The sequence below is a fragment of the Streptomyces sp. NPDC051921 genome (assembly GCF_040680975.1).
Taxonomy (GTDB): Bacteria; Actinomycetota; Actinomycetes; order Streptomycetales; family Streptomycetaceae; genus Streptomyces.
Genome location: NZ_JBFAXU010000009.1, coordinates 100,715 through 116,942, shown reverse-complemented (window position 1 = coordinate 116,942; position 16,228 = coordinate 100,715). Strand labels below are relative to the sequence as shown.

Sequence of the window (16,228 nt, the reverse complement as noted above, 5' to 3'; positions counted from 1 at the left end):
TCTCAGCTCTCCTCGGTGGTACGGGTGGTGGCGGCGGGCTCGGAGCCGCCGAGCAGCAGGTAGAGGACGGCCATCCGGATGGAGACGCCGTTGGCGACCTGCTCGACGACCGTGCAGCGGTCGGAGTCGGCGACCTCGGCGGTGATCTCCATGCCGCGGACCATCGGCCCGGGGTGCATGACGATGGCGTGCTCGGGCATCTTCGCCATCCGGTCGCCGTCGAGCCCGTAGCGGCGCGAGTACTCGCGCTCGGTCGGGAAGAAGGCGGCGTTCATCCGCTCGCGCTGCACACGCAGCATCATCACCGCGTCGGACTTCGGCAGCACGCTGTCGAGGTCGTACGAGACCTCGCAGGGCCAGTTCTCGACGCCGACCGGGATGAGGGTGGGCGGGGCCACCAGGGTGACCTCGGCGCCGAGGGTGTGCAGCAGGTCGACGTTGGAGCGGGCGACCCGGCTGTGCAGGACGTCGCCGACGAGCGTGACGCGCTTGCCGGCCAGGTCCTTGCCGAGGCCGGCGTCCCGGCCGACCAGGCGGCGGCGCATGGTGAAGGCGTCGAGCAGGGCCTGGGTGGGGTGCTGGTGGGTGCCGTCGCCGGCGTTGATGACCGGCGCGTCGATCCAGCCGGAGGTGGCCAGGCGGTAAGGGGCGCCGGAGGCGCTGTGCCGGATGACGACGGCGTCGACGCCCATCGCCTCCAGGGTCTGCGCGGTGTCCTTGAGCGACTCGCCCTTGGAGACGCTGGAGCCCTTGGCCGCGAAGTTGATCACGTCGGCGGAGAGGCGCTTCTCGGCCGCCTCGAAGGAGATCCGGGTGCGGGTGGAGTCCTCGAAGAAGAGGTTGCAGATCGTCCGCCCGCGCAGGGTCGGGAGCTTCTTGATGGGCCGGTCGGCCACCCGGGCCATCTCCTCGGCGGTGTCGAGGACGAGGACGGCGTCGTCGCGGGTGAGGTCGGCGGCCGAGATGAGGTGACGCATCATCGGGGTGTTCTCTCCGTGGTGGGGAGGTGCGAGGGCATGCGGGTGCGCAGGGGTGTGCCCTGGACCCGGCGGGGGTGCCGGTCCGGCTAGGAGGAGGCGGACTTGCTGCCGAGCAGCACGGTGTCGCGACCGTCCTCCTCGGCGAGCTGGACCTTGACCGTCTCCCGCAGCGACGTGGGGAGGTTCTTGCCGACGTAGTCGGCGCGGATCGGCAGCTCGCGGTGGCCGCGGTCGACGAGGACGGCGAGCTGGACCGCGCGGGGGCGGCCGATGTCGCCGAGCGCGTCGAGGGCGGCGCGGATGGTGCGGCCGGAGAAGAGGACGTCGTCGACGAGGACGACGAGGCGGCCGTCGACGCCGTCACCGGGGATCTCGGTGCGGCCGAGCGCGCGGGCGGGCTTCATCCGCAGGTCGTCCCGGTACATGGTGATGTCCAGGGAGCCGACCGGGATCTTCGTGCCGGTGATCGACTCGAGCTTGTCGGCGAGCCGGCGGGCGAGGAAGACACCGCGGGTCGGGATGCCGAGGAGGACCACGTCGTCGGCGCCCTTGGCGCGCTCGACGATCTCGTGGGCGATGCGGGTCAGGACCCGCGCGATGTCGGGGGCCTCGAGAACGGGCCGCGCCGTATCGGTGTGCTGCTGCTGTGCGTCCATATGAAACGGACCTCCTTCTCCGCCTCACGGGACGGACCTTAAAGGACGTCGGAATTGCGCCGTCCACCTTACCAGGGTGGTGGAGTGCCCAGCTCACCGCCGGTACGCCACTCCGGGCGCCGTCGCTCGGGAGGGGGCGGTATGGACCATTCGGCTTGACGGGAGAGTGTCACGCTGCGTAACCTCACAGTGAGTTACCAGCCGCGCGGCGCAGCCGCAGTCGTCACAGCGTCCGGGAGCGTTATGTCCAGCGAATACGCAAAGCAGCTCGGGGCCAAACTCCGTGCGATCCGCACCCAGCAGGGCCTTTCCCTCCATGGTGTGGAGGAGAAGTCCCAGGGCCGCTGGAAGGCGGTCGTGGTCGGTTCGTACGAGCGTGGCGACCGCGCCGTGACCGTGCAGCGTCTGGCCGAGCTGGCGGACTTCTACGGGGTGCCGGTGCAGGAGCTGCTGCCGGGCACCACGCCGGGCGGGGCCGCCGAGCCGCCGCCGAAGCTGGTCCTGGACCTGGAGCGCCTGGCCCACGTCCCCGCGGAGAAGGCCGGCCCCCTCCAGCGCTACGCGGCGACGATCCAGTCGCAGCGCGGCGACTACAACGGCAAGGTGCTGTCGATCCGCCAGGACGACCTGCGCACCCTCGCCGTCATCTACGACCAGTCCCCCTCGGTCCTGACCGAGCAGCTGATCAGCTGGGGCGTCCTCGACGCCGACGCGCGCCGCGCGGTCGCCCACGAGGAGAGCTGACCCGACAGGTCAAGCGCAGAAACGTGCCGCCGGGGCCCCGGGAGTCATCGCGACTCCCGGGGCCCCGGCGTTTTTCCGTGGGCCGCGGCCCGATTCACCCGTGCGGCGGTACGGCGCGGAGCAAACGGCGAAGGGGCCCGCAGCACGTCGCGTGCTGCGAGCCCCTTCGACTGCCGGGGAGCCGCTCAGGCGTCCCGGCGCAGGCGCGGCTTCAGGTCCTTGAAGCGCGCGAGCAGACCGTTCACGAAAGTCGGCGACTCGTCCGTGGAGAACTCCTTGGCGAGCTGCACGGCCTCGTCGATCGCCACCGCGTCCGGCGTGCCGTCCTCCCAGATCAGCTCGTACGCGGCGAGGCGCACGATGTTCCGGTCGGCGACGGGCATCCGGTCGAGGTCCCAGTCCACCGCGTAGGTCGCGATGAGCTCGTCGATCCGGGCCACGTGCTGGGCATAGCCCTCCACCAGCTGCATGGTGAAGTCGTTCACCGGCGGCTGGCGGTCGTCGGCCCGGTGGAGCCGGACCTGGTCCGCGAGGACTTCCTGTACCGAGGCACCACGCTGGTCGGCCTCGAACAGGATCTGGAAGGCCCGCCTGCGGGCCTTGCTCCGGGCGGCCACGGTTAGCTGTTCACCCGGCCGAGGTAGTCGCTGGTGCGGGTGTCGACCTTGATCTTCTCACCGGTGGTGATGAAGAGCGGGACCTGGATCTCGTGGCCGGTCTCCAGGGTGGCGGGCTTGGTGCCACCGGTGGAGCGGTCGCCCTGCACGCCCGGGTCGGTGTGCTGGATGGTGAGCTCGACGGCGGCCGGGAGCTCGACGTAGAGCACGGAGCCCTCGTGCTGCGCCACGGAGGCCGTGAAGCCCTCGATGAGGAAGTTGGCGGCGTCGCCGACGGCCTTGCGGTCGACGTGCAGCTGGTCGTACGTCTGCATGTCCATGAAGACGAAGTAGTCGCCGTCCATGTACGAGAACTGCATGTCGCGGCGGTCGATGGTGGCCGTCTCGACCTTCACACCGGCGTTGAAGGTCTTGTCGACGACCTTGCCGGACAGCACGTTCTTGAGCTTGGTGCGCACGAAGGCCGGGCCCTTGCCGGGCTTGACGTGCTGGAACTCGACGACGGACCACAGCTGGTCCCCGTCGAGCTTGAGCACCATGCCGTTCTTGAGGTCGTTCGTGGAAGCCACGGTTGCGGAATCTCCTGGACTGACGTGGGACCAGGGAGGCGTACGCGCCTTACAGCGCGAGCAGCTCCTTGGTCGTGATGGTGAGTAGCTCGGGTCCGCCGTCCGCCTCCTGGCGCACGACGAGCGTGTCATCGATCCGGACGCCGCCCCGGCCCGGGAGGTGGACCCCCGGTTCGACGGTGACCGGCACACAAGCGTCCAGTTTACCCATGGCCGCGGGTGCGAGCTGCGGGTCCTCTTCGATTTCCAGGCCCACACCGTGCCCGGTGAGGGGCGTGGTGGCGTGGCCATGGCCGGCCGCGGCGAGAATCTGCCGGGCCGCGCGGTCGATGTCCCGGTACTCGGCACCGGGTACGAGCGCCTCCCGGCCGGCCCGCTGAGCGGCGAAGACGAGATCGTACAGCTCGATCTGCCAGTCCGCCGGGGTGGTGCCGATGACGAAGGTGCGGCCGATCTCGCAGCGGTAGCCGCGGTAGTTCGCGCCGAGGCAGACGGAGAGGAAATCGCCCTCCTCGACCCGGCGGTCGGTCGGCTTGTGCCCGGCCCGCCCGGCGTGCGGCCCGGTGGCCACGGAGGTGGCGAAGGCGGGCCCGTCGGCCCCGTGGTCCACGAGCCGGCGTTCGAGTTCGAGGGCGAGGTGCCGCTCGGTCCTGCCGACCAGGATCGACTCCAGGAGCTCGCCGAGGGCCTGGTCGGCGATCTCGGCGGCGATCCGCAGGCAGGCGATCTCGTCCTCGTCCTTGACGATGCGCAGCTGTTCGACGGCGTAGGAGAGGTCGGCCAGGCGCAGCCCGGGTGCGACCGAGCCCATGGCACGGTGCCGCGCCACGGTCAGGTGGTGCTCCTCGACGGCGAGCGCGTCCGCGCCGGCCTTGCGGGAGAAGTCGACGCCCGCGACCGCGGGATCGCCGCCGTCGGTGGGCAGCACCAGCTGGCGCAGCAGCTCGTCGACGCGTCCGTCGGCGGGATCGCCGCCCGGGGCGGTGGGGCGGAGCAGCACGTCCTCGTCGGGGCCGAGCAGCAGTACCGCGCCGGCGGGCGAACCGCCTGCGAGATAGCGGACATTGGCGGGGCGGGAGACCAGGGCCGCCGGGCTGCCCGCTGCCGCGCACCGGTCGCGCAGCCGTAGACGACGGTCCGCATACACCTCAGACATGTTCCGAGCCTACGAGCGGCGGGGCCTGGTGGCCTGTTGTGGACGCCCTTCCGGGCAGCGGCCGACCGGGCGTCGACCGGGCGGGTGTCGACCTTGCGCGGCGGGGTCGGGCGGGTCGGCGGGTCAGGCCGGGGGCCGGCCGGATATCGCGCGGGCCAGGACGTCGTCCAGGACGCGGGCGGTGGTCTCCACGTCGTACGTCGAGTTGTCGATGATCGGGAGCCCGGAGCCGTACCAGCCGGCCATCCGGCCGTGGATCGCGGCGACCTCCTCGTCCGAGAGGCGCCGGTTGCCGCTGCGCTCGGCGTTGCGCTCCAGGACGACGTCCAGGCCGGGCAGCAGCACGACGGGCAGCAGGCCGGGGCCCACGTGGCGCTTCCAGCCGCCGAGGCCGACCACCGGCCAGTCGGGGAAGACCGCGTCGTCGAGGATGCACGAGATGCCGTTGGCCAGGAAGTTGCGGGCGGCGAAGCCGCAGGTGCGGCGGGCGAGCCGGTACTGGGCCTCGGAGTGCTCGTTCCAGCCCGACTGGGGGTCGGCGAAGCCGGAGCAGACCCATTCGCGCACGTCGTCGAGGCTGATGTGGGCGGTGGGGACCGGTCGCCGGGCGGCCCAGTGGCGGGCGACGGTCGTCTTGCCCGCGCCGGCCGGGCCGATCAGCAGCACGGCGAGCGTGGCGGCTCCGGTGCCGGTGACGGCGGGCGGCATCGTGATGGGCCCGGTGACCTGGCCACCGCCCCACCCGGCCGACGGCCCCTGGGGCGCGGCCGGGTGCGGAGCCTGTGCGGCGTGCGGTGCCTGCGGAGCGGCCCCGTGCGGAGTCGGCGCGTACGGGGGCTGGGCCTGCGGAGCCGGGGGGCCCTGGGGGCTCGGCGGAGCCGGGTACGGGTGGTGCGCGGGGACCGGCGGGACGGACGGGTGTCCGCCCTGGGCCCGGGCTCCGGGGACCCCGGCTACCCAGTGCGCCTGGCCCGCGGCTTCGTGCGGTGGCAACGGAGCCCCCATCCCGTGCTGCATCCGGTGCCCACTCCGTCCCTGCGCCGATGATTCCGTCGTTGCCGGAACGTTACCGCCCCCGGCTTCCCCAGGGGAAACGGCCGGGGGCGGATCGTCGTGCCCGAAGCGGTGCCCGTCAGGCGTCGAGCTCCTCCGCGAGCGCGCGCAGGGCGAGCCGGTAGGAGCCGATGCCGAAGCCGGCGACGGTCCCGGTGGCGACGGCGGCGACCACCGAGGTGTGCCGGAACTCCTCACGGGTGTACGGGTTCGAGATGTGCACCTCGATGAGCGGCGCGGTGCGCTGGGCGGCCGCGTCACGCATCCCGTACGAGTAGTGGGTGAACGCGCCCGGGTTGAGGACGACCGGGAGCGAACCGTCGGCGGCCTCGTGCAGCCAGCGGATCATCTCCCCCTCGTCGTTGGTCTCGCGCACCTCGACGTCGAAGCCCAGTTCCTCGCCGAGGGTCCGGCAGGACTCGACGAGGCCCTTGTAGGAGGTGGCGCCGTAGATGTCGGGCTCGCGGGAGCCGAGGCGGCCGAGGTTCGGGCCGTTGAGGACGAGAACGCGACGCCGCTCGGTCACGCGGACACCTCGCCGTAGGCCGCGACGAGGACGGCCGGGTCGGGCCCCTCCAGCACGACCGGCTTGGCCAGACCGTCGAGGACGATGAAGCGCAGCAGGTCGCCGCGGGACTTCTTGTCGACCTTCATGGTCTCCAGGAGCTTGGGCCACTGGTCGCCGCGGTAGGTGAGCGGCAGCCCGACGGACTCCAGGACGGCGCGGTGCCGGTCGGCGGTGGCGTCGTCGAGACGCCCGGCGAGCCGGCCGAGCTCGGCGGCGAAGACCATGCCGACCGAGACGGCTGCGCCGTGGCGCCACTTGTACCGCTCGTTCTTCTCGATGGCATGGGCGAGGGTGTGCCCGTAGTTGAGGATCTCCCGGCGGCCGGACTCCTTGAGGTCGCCGGAGACGACCTCGGCCTTGACCTCGATCGACCGCACGATGAGCTCGGCGGTGTGCGGTCCGGCGGGGGTGCGGGCGGCCTGGGGGTCGGACTCGATCAGGTCGAGGATGACCGGGTCGGCGATGAAGCCGGCCTTGATGATCTCGGCGAGTCCGCTCACGTAGTCGTTCACGGGCAGCGAGTCGAGCGCGGCCAGGTCGCACAGCACGCCGGCGGGCGGATGGAAGGCGCCGACGAGGTTCTTGCCCTCGGCGGTGTTGATGCCGGTCTTTCCGCCGACTGCGGCGTCGACCATGGCGAGGACGGTCGTGGGGACGGCGATCCAGCGCACGCCCCGCAGCCAGCTCGCGGCGACGAAGCCGGCCAGGTCGGTGGTGGCGCCGCCGCCGACGCCGACGATGACGTCGCTGCGGGTGAAGCCGGTCTGGCCGAGCGCCTTCCAGCAGTAGGCGGCGACCTCGACGGTCTTGGCCTCCTCCGCGTTGGGCACCTGGATGGCGACGGCCTCGTAGCCCTGGTCCGCGAGGTCGGCGCGCAGCGCCTCGCCGGTCTCGGCCAGCGCCTCGGGGTGGATCACGGCCACCCGCTTGGCCTGGGGGCCGATCAGGCCGGGGAGCTCACCGAGCAGCTGCCGGCCGACCAGCACCTCGTACGGATCGGTGCCCGCGGAGCCGCCGACCTGGATACGGGTCACTGCCTGGTCCGTCATACGTCCTTCAACTCCAGTGCGTCGAGGATCGCGTCGGCGACCTCTTCGGGCGTGCGGTCGTCGGTGGCGACGACGGCGCTCGCGACTTCTTCGTACAGATGGCGGCGCGCGTCCATCAGCTCGCGCCACTGGCGGCGCGGGTTGACGGCGAGCAGCGGCCGGGCGGCGCCGAGGCCGACGCGGCGCACGGCCGCCTCGACGTCCATCGAGAGGTACGCGACGGGCAGCTCGTGCAGCAGGTCGCGGGTGGCGGCGTCGAGCACGGCGCCGCCGCCGAGCGCGAGGATGCCCTCGTGCTCGGAGACGGCACGGCGCACGGCCTCGCGCTCCAGGGCGCGGAAGTGGTCCTCGCCGTCCTCGACGAAGATGTCCGCGATCTCACGTCCCTCGGCGGCGACGATGTCGGCGTCGGTGTCCCGGTAGGGCGCGCCGAGCCGTTCGGCGAGGAGCGCGCCCACCGTGGACTTGCCGGAGCCCATCGGGCCGACGAGGACGACCAGCGGGCCGCCGGTCACCGGATGTGGAGGTTGTCGAGGTAGGACCGCACGTTGCGGCGGGTCTCCGGGACGCTGTCGCCGCCGAACTTCTCCAGGACGGCGTCCGCCAGGACCAGCGCGACCATCGCCTCGGCGACGATGCCCGCGGCCGGGACGGCGCAGACGTCGGAGCGCTGGTGGTGGGCCGCGGCGACCTCGCCGGTGGCGACGTCGACGGTGGCCAGGGCACGCGGGACGGTGGCGATCGGCTTCATCGCGGCGCGGACGCGCAGCAGTTCGCCGGTGCTGAGGCCGCCCTCGGTGCCACCGGCGCGGCCGGAGCTGCGGGTGATGCCGTCCGGTCCCTTGACGATCTCGTCATGGGCCTGGGAGCCGGGCACCCGGGCGAGCTCGAAGCCGTCACCGACCTCGACGCCCTTGATGGCCTGGATGCCCATGAGCGCGGCGGCGAGCCGGGCGTCGAGGCGCCGGTCCCAGTGCACGTGGGAGCCGAGGCCGACGGGCACGCCGTACGCGAGGACCTCGACGACGCCGCCGAGCGTGTCGCCGTCCTTGTGGGCCTGGTCGATCTCGGCGACCATCGCCTTCGACGCGTCGGCGTCGAGGCAGCGCACCGGGTCGGCGTCGAGCCTCTCGACGTCGGCCGGGGTGGGGTAGACGCCGTACGGGGCCTTGGCGGAGGCCAGCTCCACGACGTGCGAGACGATCTCGATGCCCGCCGACTCCTTCAGGAAGGAGCGGGCCACGGCGCCGAGGGCGACGCGGGCGGCGGTCTCGCGGGCGCTGGCGCGCTCCAGGATCGGCCGGGCCTCGTCGAAGCCGTACTTCTGCATGCCGGCCAGGTCGGCGTGACCGGGGCGGGGGCGGGTCAGCGGCGCGTTGCGGCCGGTCTCCTTGAGCTCGGAGGGGTCGACCGGGTCGGCCGACATGACCTTCTCCCACTTGGGCCACTCGGTGTTGCCGACCATCACGGCGATCGGCGAGCCGAGGGACAGGCCGTGCCGGACGCCACCCAGGAAGGTGACCTCGTCCTGCTCGAACTTCATGCGGGCACCGCGTCCATAGCCGAGACGCCGCCGCGCGAGATGGTCCGCCACCAGCTCCGTGGTGACCGGAACGCCGGCCGGAAGTCCCTCAAGGGTTGCAACCAGCGCGGGTCCGTGGGACTCCCCCGCCGTCAGCCAACGCAACCTGCTCAACGATGCTCCTCATGCTCGCGCCTGGGCACTGCGACGGCGCGACCTGGGTGCGCGGCCCTGGTCCGCCTCCCCCGATCCTCCCACGTCCGCGGACCCGATCGATCTCCGGTCCACGGGTCGGGACACATGTCTCACGGTTCGGGTGAGGCTTCCGCCTCCTCCGGCTCGCTCCCCCGCTGCGACCACCAGTCACGACACCAGGAGCCCACCACGTACAGGACGAGCGCGGCCCCCAGTGCGATGACCGGATAGCGGATCCAGGCCGGCCCGTCCATCAGGACGAAGCGGATCATTCCCCGGACCAGCCAGAGAAGATCGACGGCGATGTCCCATTTCGACGCGAGCAGCACGTCGCCCCCCATGACCTGTCTTTCCCCCTTGATCCACGGATCAGCGCCCGGCGAGCGCCTGCTCCCCCGCCGCCCGCATCGCGGCCAGCGGCCCCGGCGCGCGGCCCGTCATCTGCTCGACCTGGAGCACCGCCTGGTGCACCAGGAGGTCGAGCCCGCCGACGATCCGGCCGCCCCGCGCCGACCAGGCGGCCGCGAGCCGGGTGGGCCACGGGTCGTACAGCACGTCGAACAGCGTGCCGGGCGCGTCGGGCACGGCCTCGGCCAGGGCGTCGGTGGTCCCGGCCGGAGTGGTGGCGATCACGAGCGGCGCCGCGAAGGCCCCGGCCGCGTCGTCCCAGGCGGCGGTGCGCACGTCGACGCCGAGCCGCGCGCCCCAGCCGCGCATCTCGTCGGCGCGGGCCTCGCTGCGTACGTACGCGGTGACCGGACCCGGGCAGATCCGGGCGAGCGCGGCGAGGGCGGAGGAGGCGGTGGCCCCCGCACCGAGGACGGCCGCGGAGTCCACCTTCTCGACGCCCCGCTCACGCAGCGCGGCGACCATGCCGGGGATGTCGGTGTTGTCGCCGACGCGACGCCCGTCCTCGGTGAGGACGACCGTGTTGACGGCCTCGACCGAGGCCGCGGTGTCGGTGATCTCGTCGAGCAGCGGGATGATCGCCCGCTTGAGCGGCATGGTCAGCGAGAGCCCCGCCCACGACGCGTCCAGCTCGCGCACGAAGCCGGGGAGCGCGGCCTCGTCGACCTCGAACCGGCCGTACGACCAGTCGTCGAGACCGAGCTCCCGGTACGCGGTCCGGTGCAGCACCGGGGAGAGCGAGTGGGCGATGGGCGAGCCGAGAACGGCCGCCCGGTGTCGTGTACTCACTGGCCCGACTTCTCCCGCTCCTTCTCGTACTCCGCGACGTTCTTGTTGTGTTCCTGGATCGTCACCGCGAAGACCGTCTTGTTCTCGTTGATCGACACGAAGTAGTACCACGGGCCGGGCGTGGGGTTCATGGCGGAATGCAGGGCGTCCAGGCCCGGGTTGCTGATCGGGCCGGGGATCATGCCCTGGACGCGGTACGTGTTGTACGGGTCCTGGATCTTGCGGAGGTCCTTGACCTGGCCGACGTCGAGCGTGCTCTCGCCCTTGAGGTAGTTGATCGTGGAGTCGAACTCCAGGCGGCCCACGGTCTCCATGTTGCCGGGCTTGAGCCGGTTGTAGACGACCCGCGAGACCTTGTCGAAGTCGTGCTTGTACTTGCCCTCGACCTGCACGAGGCTCGCGACCGTGACCAGCTCCCACGGCCCCTTCAGACCGAGTTCCCGCGCCTTCGCGTCGAGATCGAGCTTCCCGTACTCCGCGTTCGAGCGCGCGACCATCCTGCGCAGCACGTCCTCGGGCTTGGCGCCCTTGGCCACCGGGTAGCTCGCCGGGAAGAGGAAGCCCTCCAGCGGGTCCTTGACCTCGGCGTGGTTCTTCGCCCAGTCGGGCAGGCCCAGGCTGTTCGCCTGCTGGGTGGCGATGCCCTTCGTGGTGCCGGGTTTCAGGTCGAGACGCTTGTCGATCTGCTCGTACACCCAGGCGTTGCGCTTCCCCTCGGGGATGACGAAGTTGGCCTGGCTCGCCGGGTCGAGCAGCAGCGCGACCGCGCTCTCCGCCGACATCTCCTTCTTCAGGGTGTAGACGCCCGCCTGGATGGAGATGCCCTTGGGGTTCTTCTGCTGCGCGGAGACGAAGGCGTCGACGCTCTTCACGACGCCGGCCTTCTTCAGGATGTTGCCGATGTCGTAGCCACCGGCGCCGCGGGGGATCTCGACCTGTACGTCGCCCGAGCCCGTGCCCACGTAGTCCGGCGCCGCGCCGAACTGGCCCTGCCAGAACTGGTAGCCGAAGTAGCCGATTCCGCCCACGCCGCCGACGATGACGGCAGCCACCACCAGGCAGGCCATGCCGTTCTTCGCCTTGCGGCCCTTGTTGCCGCGGCGGTCCCCGCCGGAGCGGGAGCCGCGGCGATCGGCCGGCTCCTCCTCGTACGCGTCCTCGTGGTCGTCCTCGTCGGCGGCGTACTCGTCCTCGCGCTCCTCGCGGCCGCGACGGCGCCGGGTGCCCGTGGCGGGTTCCTCACCGGTGAAGAAGGGATGGTCCTCCTCCTGCGGCTCCGCGTCCCAGTCCGTCGCCGGCTGCGGCGGGACCTGCCGGCGGCCCGGGGGCTGCGGCGGCGGGTAGGCCTCGGGGGTGCCGTAGAAGTCCGGGTTCTGCCCGCCGTACGGATCGGCGGGAGGGGCGTTGTACGGCATGGCAGCCTGGCCGGTCTCCCAGTTGCCGTCGTACTGCTGTGCGGGGTACCCGGGCGTGTCGTGACCGCCCGGGTTGCCGTACTGCTGCCCGTCGTAGTGCTGCCCGCCGTACTGATGTCCGTCGTACTGGTGTCCGCCGTACTGCTGCGCGCCGTACTGCTGCTGCGCGTCATAGGCCTGCGGCTGCTGCTGGTACATGCCGTCGGCGAACGCCTGCTGCTGCCCGTACGGGTCCTGGTGGCCGTACTGCGCCTGCTGCGGGTAGTGCTGCTGACCTTCCCACCCCTGGTCCCCGTACAGGGGGTCCGTGGGGTGCCACGGTTCGGAGCCGGGGCTCCGGCCATAATCAGTCATCGTTCCCCAAACAGCCGCGAGGCTTCCGGACGTTCCGCCTCTACGTTGTGCGGCAGCTGTTCGAACACCGCCGCATCGCGCGGAACGTTACCGTATCGCGATCAGATGACCACTTCGACGCCCTCACCGGGCGGATTACCTGATACCCGTTCGGACTCAAGAGCGTTCTGAAGGATGATCACAGCGGCGGCCTGGTCGATGACCGAACGTCCCTTCTTGGACTTCACGCCCGAGGCCCGCAGCCCCTGGGTCGCCGTGACGGTCGTCATCCGCTCGTCGACGAGCCTGACCGGGATCGGCGCGATGCCCTTGGCCATCTCGCGGGCGAAGGCACGGACCTTGGTCGCGGCCGGGCCCTCCCGCCCGCTGAGCGAGCGGGGCAGACCCACGACGACCTCGATCGGCTCGTACTCCTCGACGATCTGGCGAAGCCGCCGGTGGGCGGCCGGGACGTCACGCCCCGGCACGGTCTCCACCGGCGTGGCGAGGACCCCGTCGGGGTCGCACGAGGCGACCCCGATCCGGGCGTCCCCGACGTCGACCGCGATACGGCGGCCTCGACGCATCGTCACGCGATCTCCAGCACCTGACGCTCGACGGCCTCGATGGCGGCGCCGACGGCCTCCGGGTTCTGGCCGCCGCCCTGGGCGACGTCCGGCTTGCCGCCACCGCCGCCGCCGAGGGTCTTGGCGGCCGTGCGGACCAGCTCGCCGGCCTTGAAGCCGCGCTCGCGGGCGGCCTCGTTGGTGGCGATGACCGTGAGCGGCTTGCCGTTGGCCGTGGTGAAGAGGGCCACGACGGCCGGGCGGTCCGAGGGGATGCGGCCGCGGACGTCGAGGACCAGCTTGCGCAGGTCGTCGGCGCCGGTGCCGTCCGGCACCTGGCCGGTGACCAGGGCCACCCCGCGGACGTCCTGGGCGGAGTCGACCAGACCGGCGGCGGCCTGCAGGACCTTCTCCGCGCGGAACTTCTCGATCTCCTTCTCGGCGTCCTTCAGCTTGCCGAGCATCGAGGAGATCTTCTCCGCCAGCTCCTCCGGGCGGCCCTTGACCAGCTCCTGGAGCTGGGCGACGACCGTGTGCTCACGGGCGAGGAAGTTGTACGCGTCGACGCCGACCAGGGCCTCGATGCGGCGCACGCCGGAGCCGATGGAGGACTCGCCGAGCAGCTTCACCAGACCGAGCTGGGCGGTGTTGTGCACGTGCGTGCCGCCGCACAGCTCCTTGGAGAAGTCGCCGATGGTGACGACGCGGACCTGCTCGCCGTACTTCTCGCCGAACTCGGCGATGGCGCCCTGGCGCTTGGCCTCGTCGATCGGCATGACCTCGGCGTGGACCTCCAGCTCGCGCGCGAGGACCTCGTTGATCTTCTGCTCGACGTCCATGAGGACGGTGCCCGGGACGGCGTTCGGCGAGCCGAAGTCGAAGCGGAAGCGGCCGGGCTGGTTCTCCGAACCGGCCTGGGCGGCGGTCGGACCGAGGGCGTCGCGCAGCGCCTGGTGGGTCAGGTGGGTGGCGCTGTGGGCGCGGGCGATGGCCCGGCGGCGGCGCACGTCGATGGCGGCGTAGGCGGTGGAGCCCACGGTGACCTCGCCGACCTGCACCGAGCCCTTGTGCACGGAGACGCCGGGGACCGGCTGCTGCACGTCGCGGACCTCGATGACGGCGCCGGAGTGCAGCTTGATGCGGCCCTGGTCGGCGATCTGGCCGCCGCCCTCGGCGTAGAACGGGGTGCGGTCGAGGACGACCTCGACCTCGTCGCCCTCGGAGGCGGCGGGCGACGGGAGGCCGTTGACCAGCAGGCCGACGACGGTGGTCTCGCCCTCGGTGTTGGTGTAGCCGGTGAACTGGGTGGCGCCGGCGGCGTCGGCGATCTCCCGGTACGAGGTGACGTCGGCGTGGCCGGTCTTCTTGGCCTGGGCGTCGGCCTTGGCGCGCTCCCGCTGTTCCTTCATCAGACGGCGGAAGCCGTCCTCGTCCACGGAGAGGCCCTGCTCGGCGGCCATCTCCAGGGTGAGGTCGATCGGGAAGCCCCAGGTGTCGTGGAGCAGGAACGCCTTGTCGCCGGCGAGGACCGTGCCGCCGGCGGCCTTGGTCTCGGTGACGGCGGTGTCGAGAATGTTCGTGCCGCCCTTGAGGGCCTTGAGGAACGCGGCCTCCTCGGCGAGGGCGACCGTCTCGATGCGCTTGCGGTCGGTCTCCAGCTCCGGGTACTGCTCGCCCATCGTCCTGATGACCGTGTCGACGAGTTCGCCGACGACCGGGCCGGTGGCGCCGAGCAGGCGCATGTTGCGGACGGCGCGGCGCATGATGCGGCGCAGCACGTAGCCGCGGCCCTCGTTGCCGGGGGTGACGCCGTCGCCGATGAGCATGACGCTGGTGCGCATGTGGTCGGCGACCACGCGCAGCGAGACGTCCGAGTCGTGGGCCTTGCCGTAGGCGACGCCGGTGAGCTCGGTGGCCTTGTCGATGACGACCTTGAGGGTGTCGGTCTCGTACATGTTCTGCACGCCCTGGAGGATCATCGCCAGGCGCTCGAGACCGAGGCCGGTGTCGATGTTCTTGGACGGCAGGTCGCCGAGGATCTCGAAGTCCTCCTTGCCGATGCCCCGACCCCGCTCGTACTGCATGAAGACGAGGTTCCAGATCTCGACGTACCGCTCGTCGTTGACGGCGGGGCCGCCCTCGACGCCGAACTCGGGGCCGCGGTCGTAGTTGATCTCGGAGCAGGGGCCGCAGGGGCCGGGGACGCCCATGGACCAGAAGTTGTCCTTCTTGCCCAGGCGCTGGATGCGCTCGGCGGGCACGCCCACGACGTCGCGCCAGATGGCCTCGGCCTCGTCGTCGTCCTGGTAGACGGTGATCCAGAGCTTCTCCGGCTCCAGCCCGTAGCCGCCGTGCTCCACCGAGGTGGTCAGCAGCTCCCAGGCGAGCTTGATGGCGCCTTCCTTGAAGTAGTCGCCGAAGGAGAAGTTGCCGCACATCTGGAAGAACGTGCCGTGGCGGGTGGTCTTGCCGACCTCTTCGATATCGGGCGTGCGCACGCACTTCTGCACGCTGGAGGCGCGCGTGAAGGGCGGCTTGACCTCACCCAGGAAGTAGGGCTTGAAGGGCACCATGCCGGCCGGGACGAGGAGCAGAGTCGGGTCGTCCGCGATGAGCGACGCCGAAGGGACGACGGTGTGCCCGCGCTCCTCGAAGAAGCTCAGCCAGCGGCGGCGGATTTCAGCCGACTCCATCAGTGGTCCTCATTCCGGTTGTACGAGAGCGAATACGTGGTGGTGGTGGGGGTGGTGTGCGGCCCGAGCGCGGCCCTGCGGCGCGGTGCCGGCAGCGCGCGGTCGTGCTCCGGGTCGACCGGGGCGTCCAGGCCCAGGGCCTCGCCGAGCTCGGCCTCCCGCTGGAGCATGTTCGCCCGCACGTCGAGGGCGAATCCCACGGCGCGGTCCTTCAGCTTGTGGCCTGCCTCGACGGCCTTGTCGGCCGCCTGGGCCGCAAGGCTCTCCGGGGTCAGCTGCCTGATCTTGCGGTTGACCTTGGTGGTGGCCCACACGCCGGCGGCCGCGCCCGCGGTGAACCAGAACGTACGGCGGAACATCGTGCTCAGCCCTTCTGCTTCCGGCGCCTCGCGGACGGCACGGTGCGACCGACGATCACAGTACGCCGCTCGGCGGCGGGCGGCGCGTCCTGCCGCCCGCGGCCGCCGAGGGCCTTGCGCACGCCGTATCCGAAGGCCGCGACCTTGACCAGCGGGCCGCCGAAGGTGGACGCGACGGTGGTGGACAGCGCGGAGGCGTTGGAGGTGACCTCCTGGACGTCCGAGGCGATGGCGTCGACCCGGTCGAGCTGGGTCTGCGCGGAGCGCACGGTCGCCGACGCGTCGGCGAGCAGCGGGACGGCCTGGTCGGTCACGTCCGCCACGAGCTTGGTGGTCGCCTTGAGCGTCTGTGCCAGCCTCACCAGCACCACGGCCAGGAAGGAGACGAGGATCGCCCAGAACACGGCCACCAGGATCCCGGCAACCTCACCACCGGTCACTCCGCACCGCTCTCTGCTGTCGTCGGGCCTCGGACGGTCGTCGGACCCGTGCTGCTAAACGTCCTCCGACCCTATCGCGCCGGAGGTCTCCCGCCGTACCGCATTACCGCTTGTGG

General features: G+C 71.6%; 18 protein-coding genes. 1 reads left to right on the top strand and 17 read right to left on the bottom strand.

Features of this window, described 5'->3' with window-relative positions; genetic code table 11:
* Positions 1 to 2: 2 nt before the first annotated feature.
* Positions 3 to 980 carry an aspartate carbamoyltransferase catalytic subunit gene (locus tag AB0M16_RS14605; RefSeq protein WP_365342573.1) on the bottom strand — a complete coding sequence of 326 codons (978 nt, stop codon included), beginning with the start codon at positions 978 to 980 and terminating at the stop codon, positions 3 to 5.
* 86 nt (positions 981 to 1,066) lie between these two features.
* The gene (gene pyrR / locus AB0M16_RS14600; RefSeq protein WP_365342571.1) at positions 1,067 to 1,636 is read right to left on the bottom strand and encodes a bifunctional pyr operon transcriptional regulator/uracil phosphoribosyltransferase PyrR; all 570 of its coding nucleotides are present in this window, start codon (positions 1,634 to 1,636) and stop codon (positions 1,067 to 1,069) included.
* A 243-nt stretch (positions 1,637 to 1,879) separates the two neighbouring features.
* Here pyrR and bldD point away from each other — a divergent pair, with 243 nt between their 5' ends.
* Entirely contained in the window at positions 1,880 to 2,380 is a 501-nt protein-coding gene (gene bldD / locus AB0M16_RS14595) for a transcriptional regulator BldD (protein ID WP_030607052.1), read from the top strand.
* A 185-nt stretch (positions 2,381 to 2,565) separates the two neighbouring features.
* Here bldD and nusB read toward each other — a convergent pair whose 3' ends face one another.
* The 15 genes from nusB to AB0M16_RS14520 all read right to left on the bottom strand — a co-directional run bounded on the left by nusB (position 2,566) and on the right by AB0M16_RS14520 (position 16,112).
* Positions 2,566 to 2,997, bottom strand: a complete 432-nt coding sequence (gene nusB, locus AB0M16_RS14590) for a transcription antitermination factor NusB (protein ID WP_365342569.1) — start codon at positions 2,995 to 2,997, stop codon at positions 2,566 to 2,568.
* A 2-nt stretch (positions 2,998 to 2,999) separates the two neighbouring features.
* Entirely contained in the window at positions 3,000 to 3,566 is a 567-nt protein-coding gene (efp, locus tag AB0M16_RS14585; RefSeq protein WP_215071963.1) for an elongation factor P, read from the bottom strand.
* Between the two features lie 49 nt (positions 3,567 to 3,615).
* Complete coding sequence (locus AB0M16_RS14580) at positions 3,616 to 4,722, bottom strand: aminopeptidase P family protein (protein WP_365342566.1); 1,107 nt, start codon at positions 4,720 to 4,722, stop codon at positions 3,616 to 3,618.
* Positions 4,723 to 4,845: 123 nt separating this feature from the next.
* Positions 4,846 to 5,739: an AAA family ATPase gene (locus tag AB0M16_RS14575; RefSeq protein ID WP_365342564.1), complete on the bottom strand. Its 894-nt coding sequence runs from the start codon at positions 5,737 to 5,739 to the stop codon at positions 4,846 to 4,848.
* A gap of 115 nt (positions 5,740 to 5,854) precedes the next feature.
* A complete protein-coding gene (aroQ, locus tag AB0M16_RS14570) occupies positions 5,855 to 6,301 on the bottom strand; it encodes a type II 3-dehydroquinate dehydratase (protein ID WP_365342562.1) in 447 nt (148 codons plus the stop codon).
* On the bottom strand, positions 6,298 to 7,392 hold the full coding sequence (aroB, locus tag AB0M16_RS14565) for a 3-dehydroquinate synthase (protein WP_365342560.1): 1,095 nt from the start codon (positions 7,390 to 7,392) through the stop codon (positions 6,298 to 6,300). Before aroB ends, aroQ begins: the two co-directional genes overlap by 4 nt.
* Positions 7,389 to 7,907 (bottom strand): shikimate kinase, encoded by a 519-nt coding sequence (locus tag AB0M16_RS14560; protein WP_365342558.1) that lies wholly within the window; start codon positions 7,905 to 7,907, stop codon positions 7,389 to 7,391. Before AB0M16_RS14560 ends, aroB begins: the two co-directional genes overlap by 4 nt.
* Positions 7,904 to 9,088 carry a chorismate synthase gene (gene aroC / locus AB0M16_RS14555; protein ID WP_365342556.1) on the bottom strand — a complete coding sequence of 395 codons (1,185 nt, stop codon included), beginning with the start codon at positions 9,086 to 9,088 and terminating at the stop codon, positions 7,904 to 7,906. Before aroC ends, AB0M16_RS14560 begins: the two co-directional genes overlap by 4 nt.
* A gap of 131 nt (positions 9,089 to 9,219) precedes the next feature.
* Positions 9,220 to 9,450: a hypothetical protein gene (locus tag AB0M16_RS14550; protein WP_365342554.1), complete on the bottom strand. Its 231-nt coding sequence runs from the start codon at positions 9,448 to 9,450 to the stop codon at positions 9,220 to 9,222.
* A gap of 28 nt (positions 9,451 to 9,478) precedes the next feature.
* Positions 9,479 to 10,306 carry a shikimate dehydrogenase gene (locus tag AB0M16_RS14545; RefSeq protein ID WP_365342552.1) on the bottom strand — a complete coding sequence of 276 codons (828 nt, stop codon included), beginning with the start codon at positions 10,304 to 10,306 and terminating at the stop codon, positions 9,479 to 9,481.
* Positions 10,303 to 12,075 carry an endolytic transglycosylase MltG gene (gene mltG / locus AB0M16_RS14540; RefSeq protein WP_365342550.1) on the bottom strand — a complete coding sequence of 591 codons (1,773 nt, stop codon included), beginning with the start codon at positions 12,073 to 12,075 and terminating at the stop codon, positions 10,303 to 10,305. Before mltG ends, AB0M16_RS14545 begins: the two co-directional genes overlap by 4 nt.
* Before the next feature lie 101 nt (positions 12,076 to 12,176).
* On the bottom strand, positions 12,177 to 12,641 hold the full coding sequence (gene ruvX / locus AB0M16_RS14535) for a Holliday junction resolvase RuvX (RefSeq protein ID WP_365342788.1): 465 nt from the start codon (positions 12,639 to 12,641) through the stop codon (positions 12,177 to 12,179).
* A gap of 2 nt (positions 12,642 to 12,643) precedes the next feature.
* Positions 12,644 to 15,313 (bottom strand): alanine--tRNA ligase, encoded by a 2,670-nt coding sequence (alaS, locus tag AB0M16_RS14530; RefSeq protein WP_365342548.1) that lies wholly within the window; start codon positions 15,311 to 15,313, stop codon positions 12,644 to 12,646.
* Entirely contained in the window at positions 15,313 to 15,672 is a 360-nt protein-coding gene (locus AB0M16_RS14525) for a hypothetical protein (RefSeq protein ID WP_365342546.1), read from the bottom strand. Before AB0M16_RS14525 ends, alaS begins: the two co-directional genes overlap by 1 nt.
* A 5-nt stretch (positions 15,673 to 15,677) precedes the next feature.
* A complete protein-coding gene (locus AB0M16_RS14520; protein WP_365342544.1) occupies positions 15,678 to 16,112 on the bottom strand; it encodes a DUF948 domain-containing protein in 435 nt (144 codons plus the stop codon).
* Positions 16,113 to 16,228 lie beyond the last annotated feature (116 nt).

Excerpts from the sequence above, each read along its gene's own strand:
- AB0M16_RS14605 (WP_365342573.1), bottom strand. The coding sequence starts at position 980 with ATGATGCGTCACCTCATCTCGGCCGCCGACCTCACCCGCGACGACGCC.
- pyrR (WP_365342571.1), bottom strand. The coding sequence starts at position 1,636 with ATGGACGCACAGCAGCAGCACACCGATACGGCGCGGCCCGTTCTCGAG.
- bldD (WP_030607052.1), top strand. The coding sequence starts at position 1,880 with ATGTCCAGCGAATACGCAAAGCAGCTCGGGGCCAAACTCCGTGCGATC.
- AB0M16_RS14580 (WP_365342566.1), bottom strand. The coding sequence starts at position 4,722 with ATGTCTGAGGTGTATGCGGACCGTCGTCTACGGCTGCGCGACCGGTGC.
- AB0M16_RS14575 (WP_365342564.1), bottom strand. The coding sequence starts at position 5,739 with ATGCAGCACGGGATGGGGGCTCCGTTGCCACCGCACGAAGCCGCGGGC.
- aroB (WP_365342560.1), bottom strand. The coding sequence starts at position 7,392 with ATGACGGACCAGGCAGTGACCCGTATCCAGGTCGGCGGCTCCGCGGGC.
- AB0M16_RS14550 (WP_365342554.1), bottom strand. The coding sequence starts at position 9,450 with ATGGGGGGCGACGTGCTGCTCGCGTCGAAATGGGACATCGCCGTCGAT.
- mltG (WP_365342550.1), bottom strand. The coding sequence starts at position 12,075 with ATGACTGATTATGGCCGGAGCCCCGGCTCCGAACCGTGGCACCCCACG.
- ruvX (WP_365342788.1), bottom strand. The coding sequence starts at position 12,641 with ATGCGTCGAGGCCGCCGTATCGCGGTCGACGTCGGGGACGCCCGGATC.
- alaS (WP_365342548.1), bottom strand. The coding sequence starts at position 15,313 with ATGGAGTCGGCTGAAATCCGCCGCCGCTGGCTGAGCTTCTTCGAGGAG.
- AB0M16_RS14525 (WP_365342546.1), bottom strand. The coding sequence starts at position 15,672 with ATGTTCCGCCGTACGTTCTGGTTCACCGCGGGCGCGGCCGCCGGCGTG.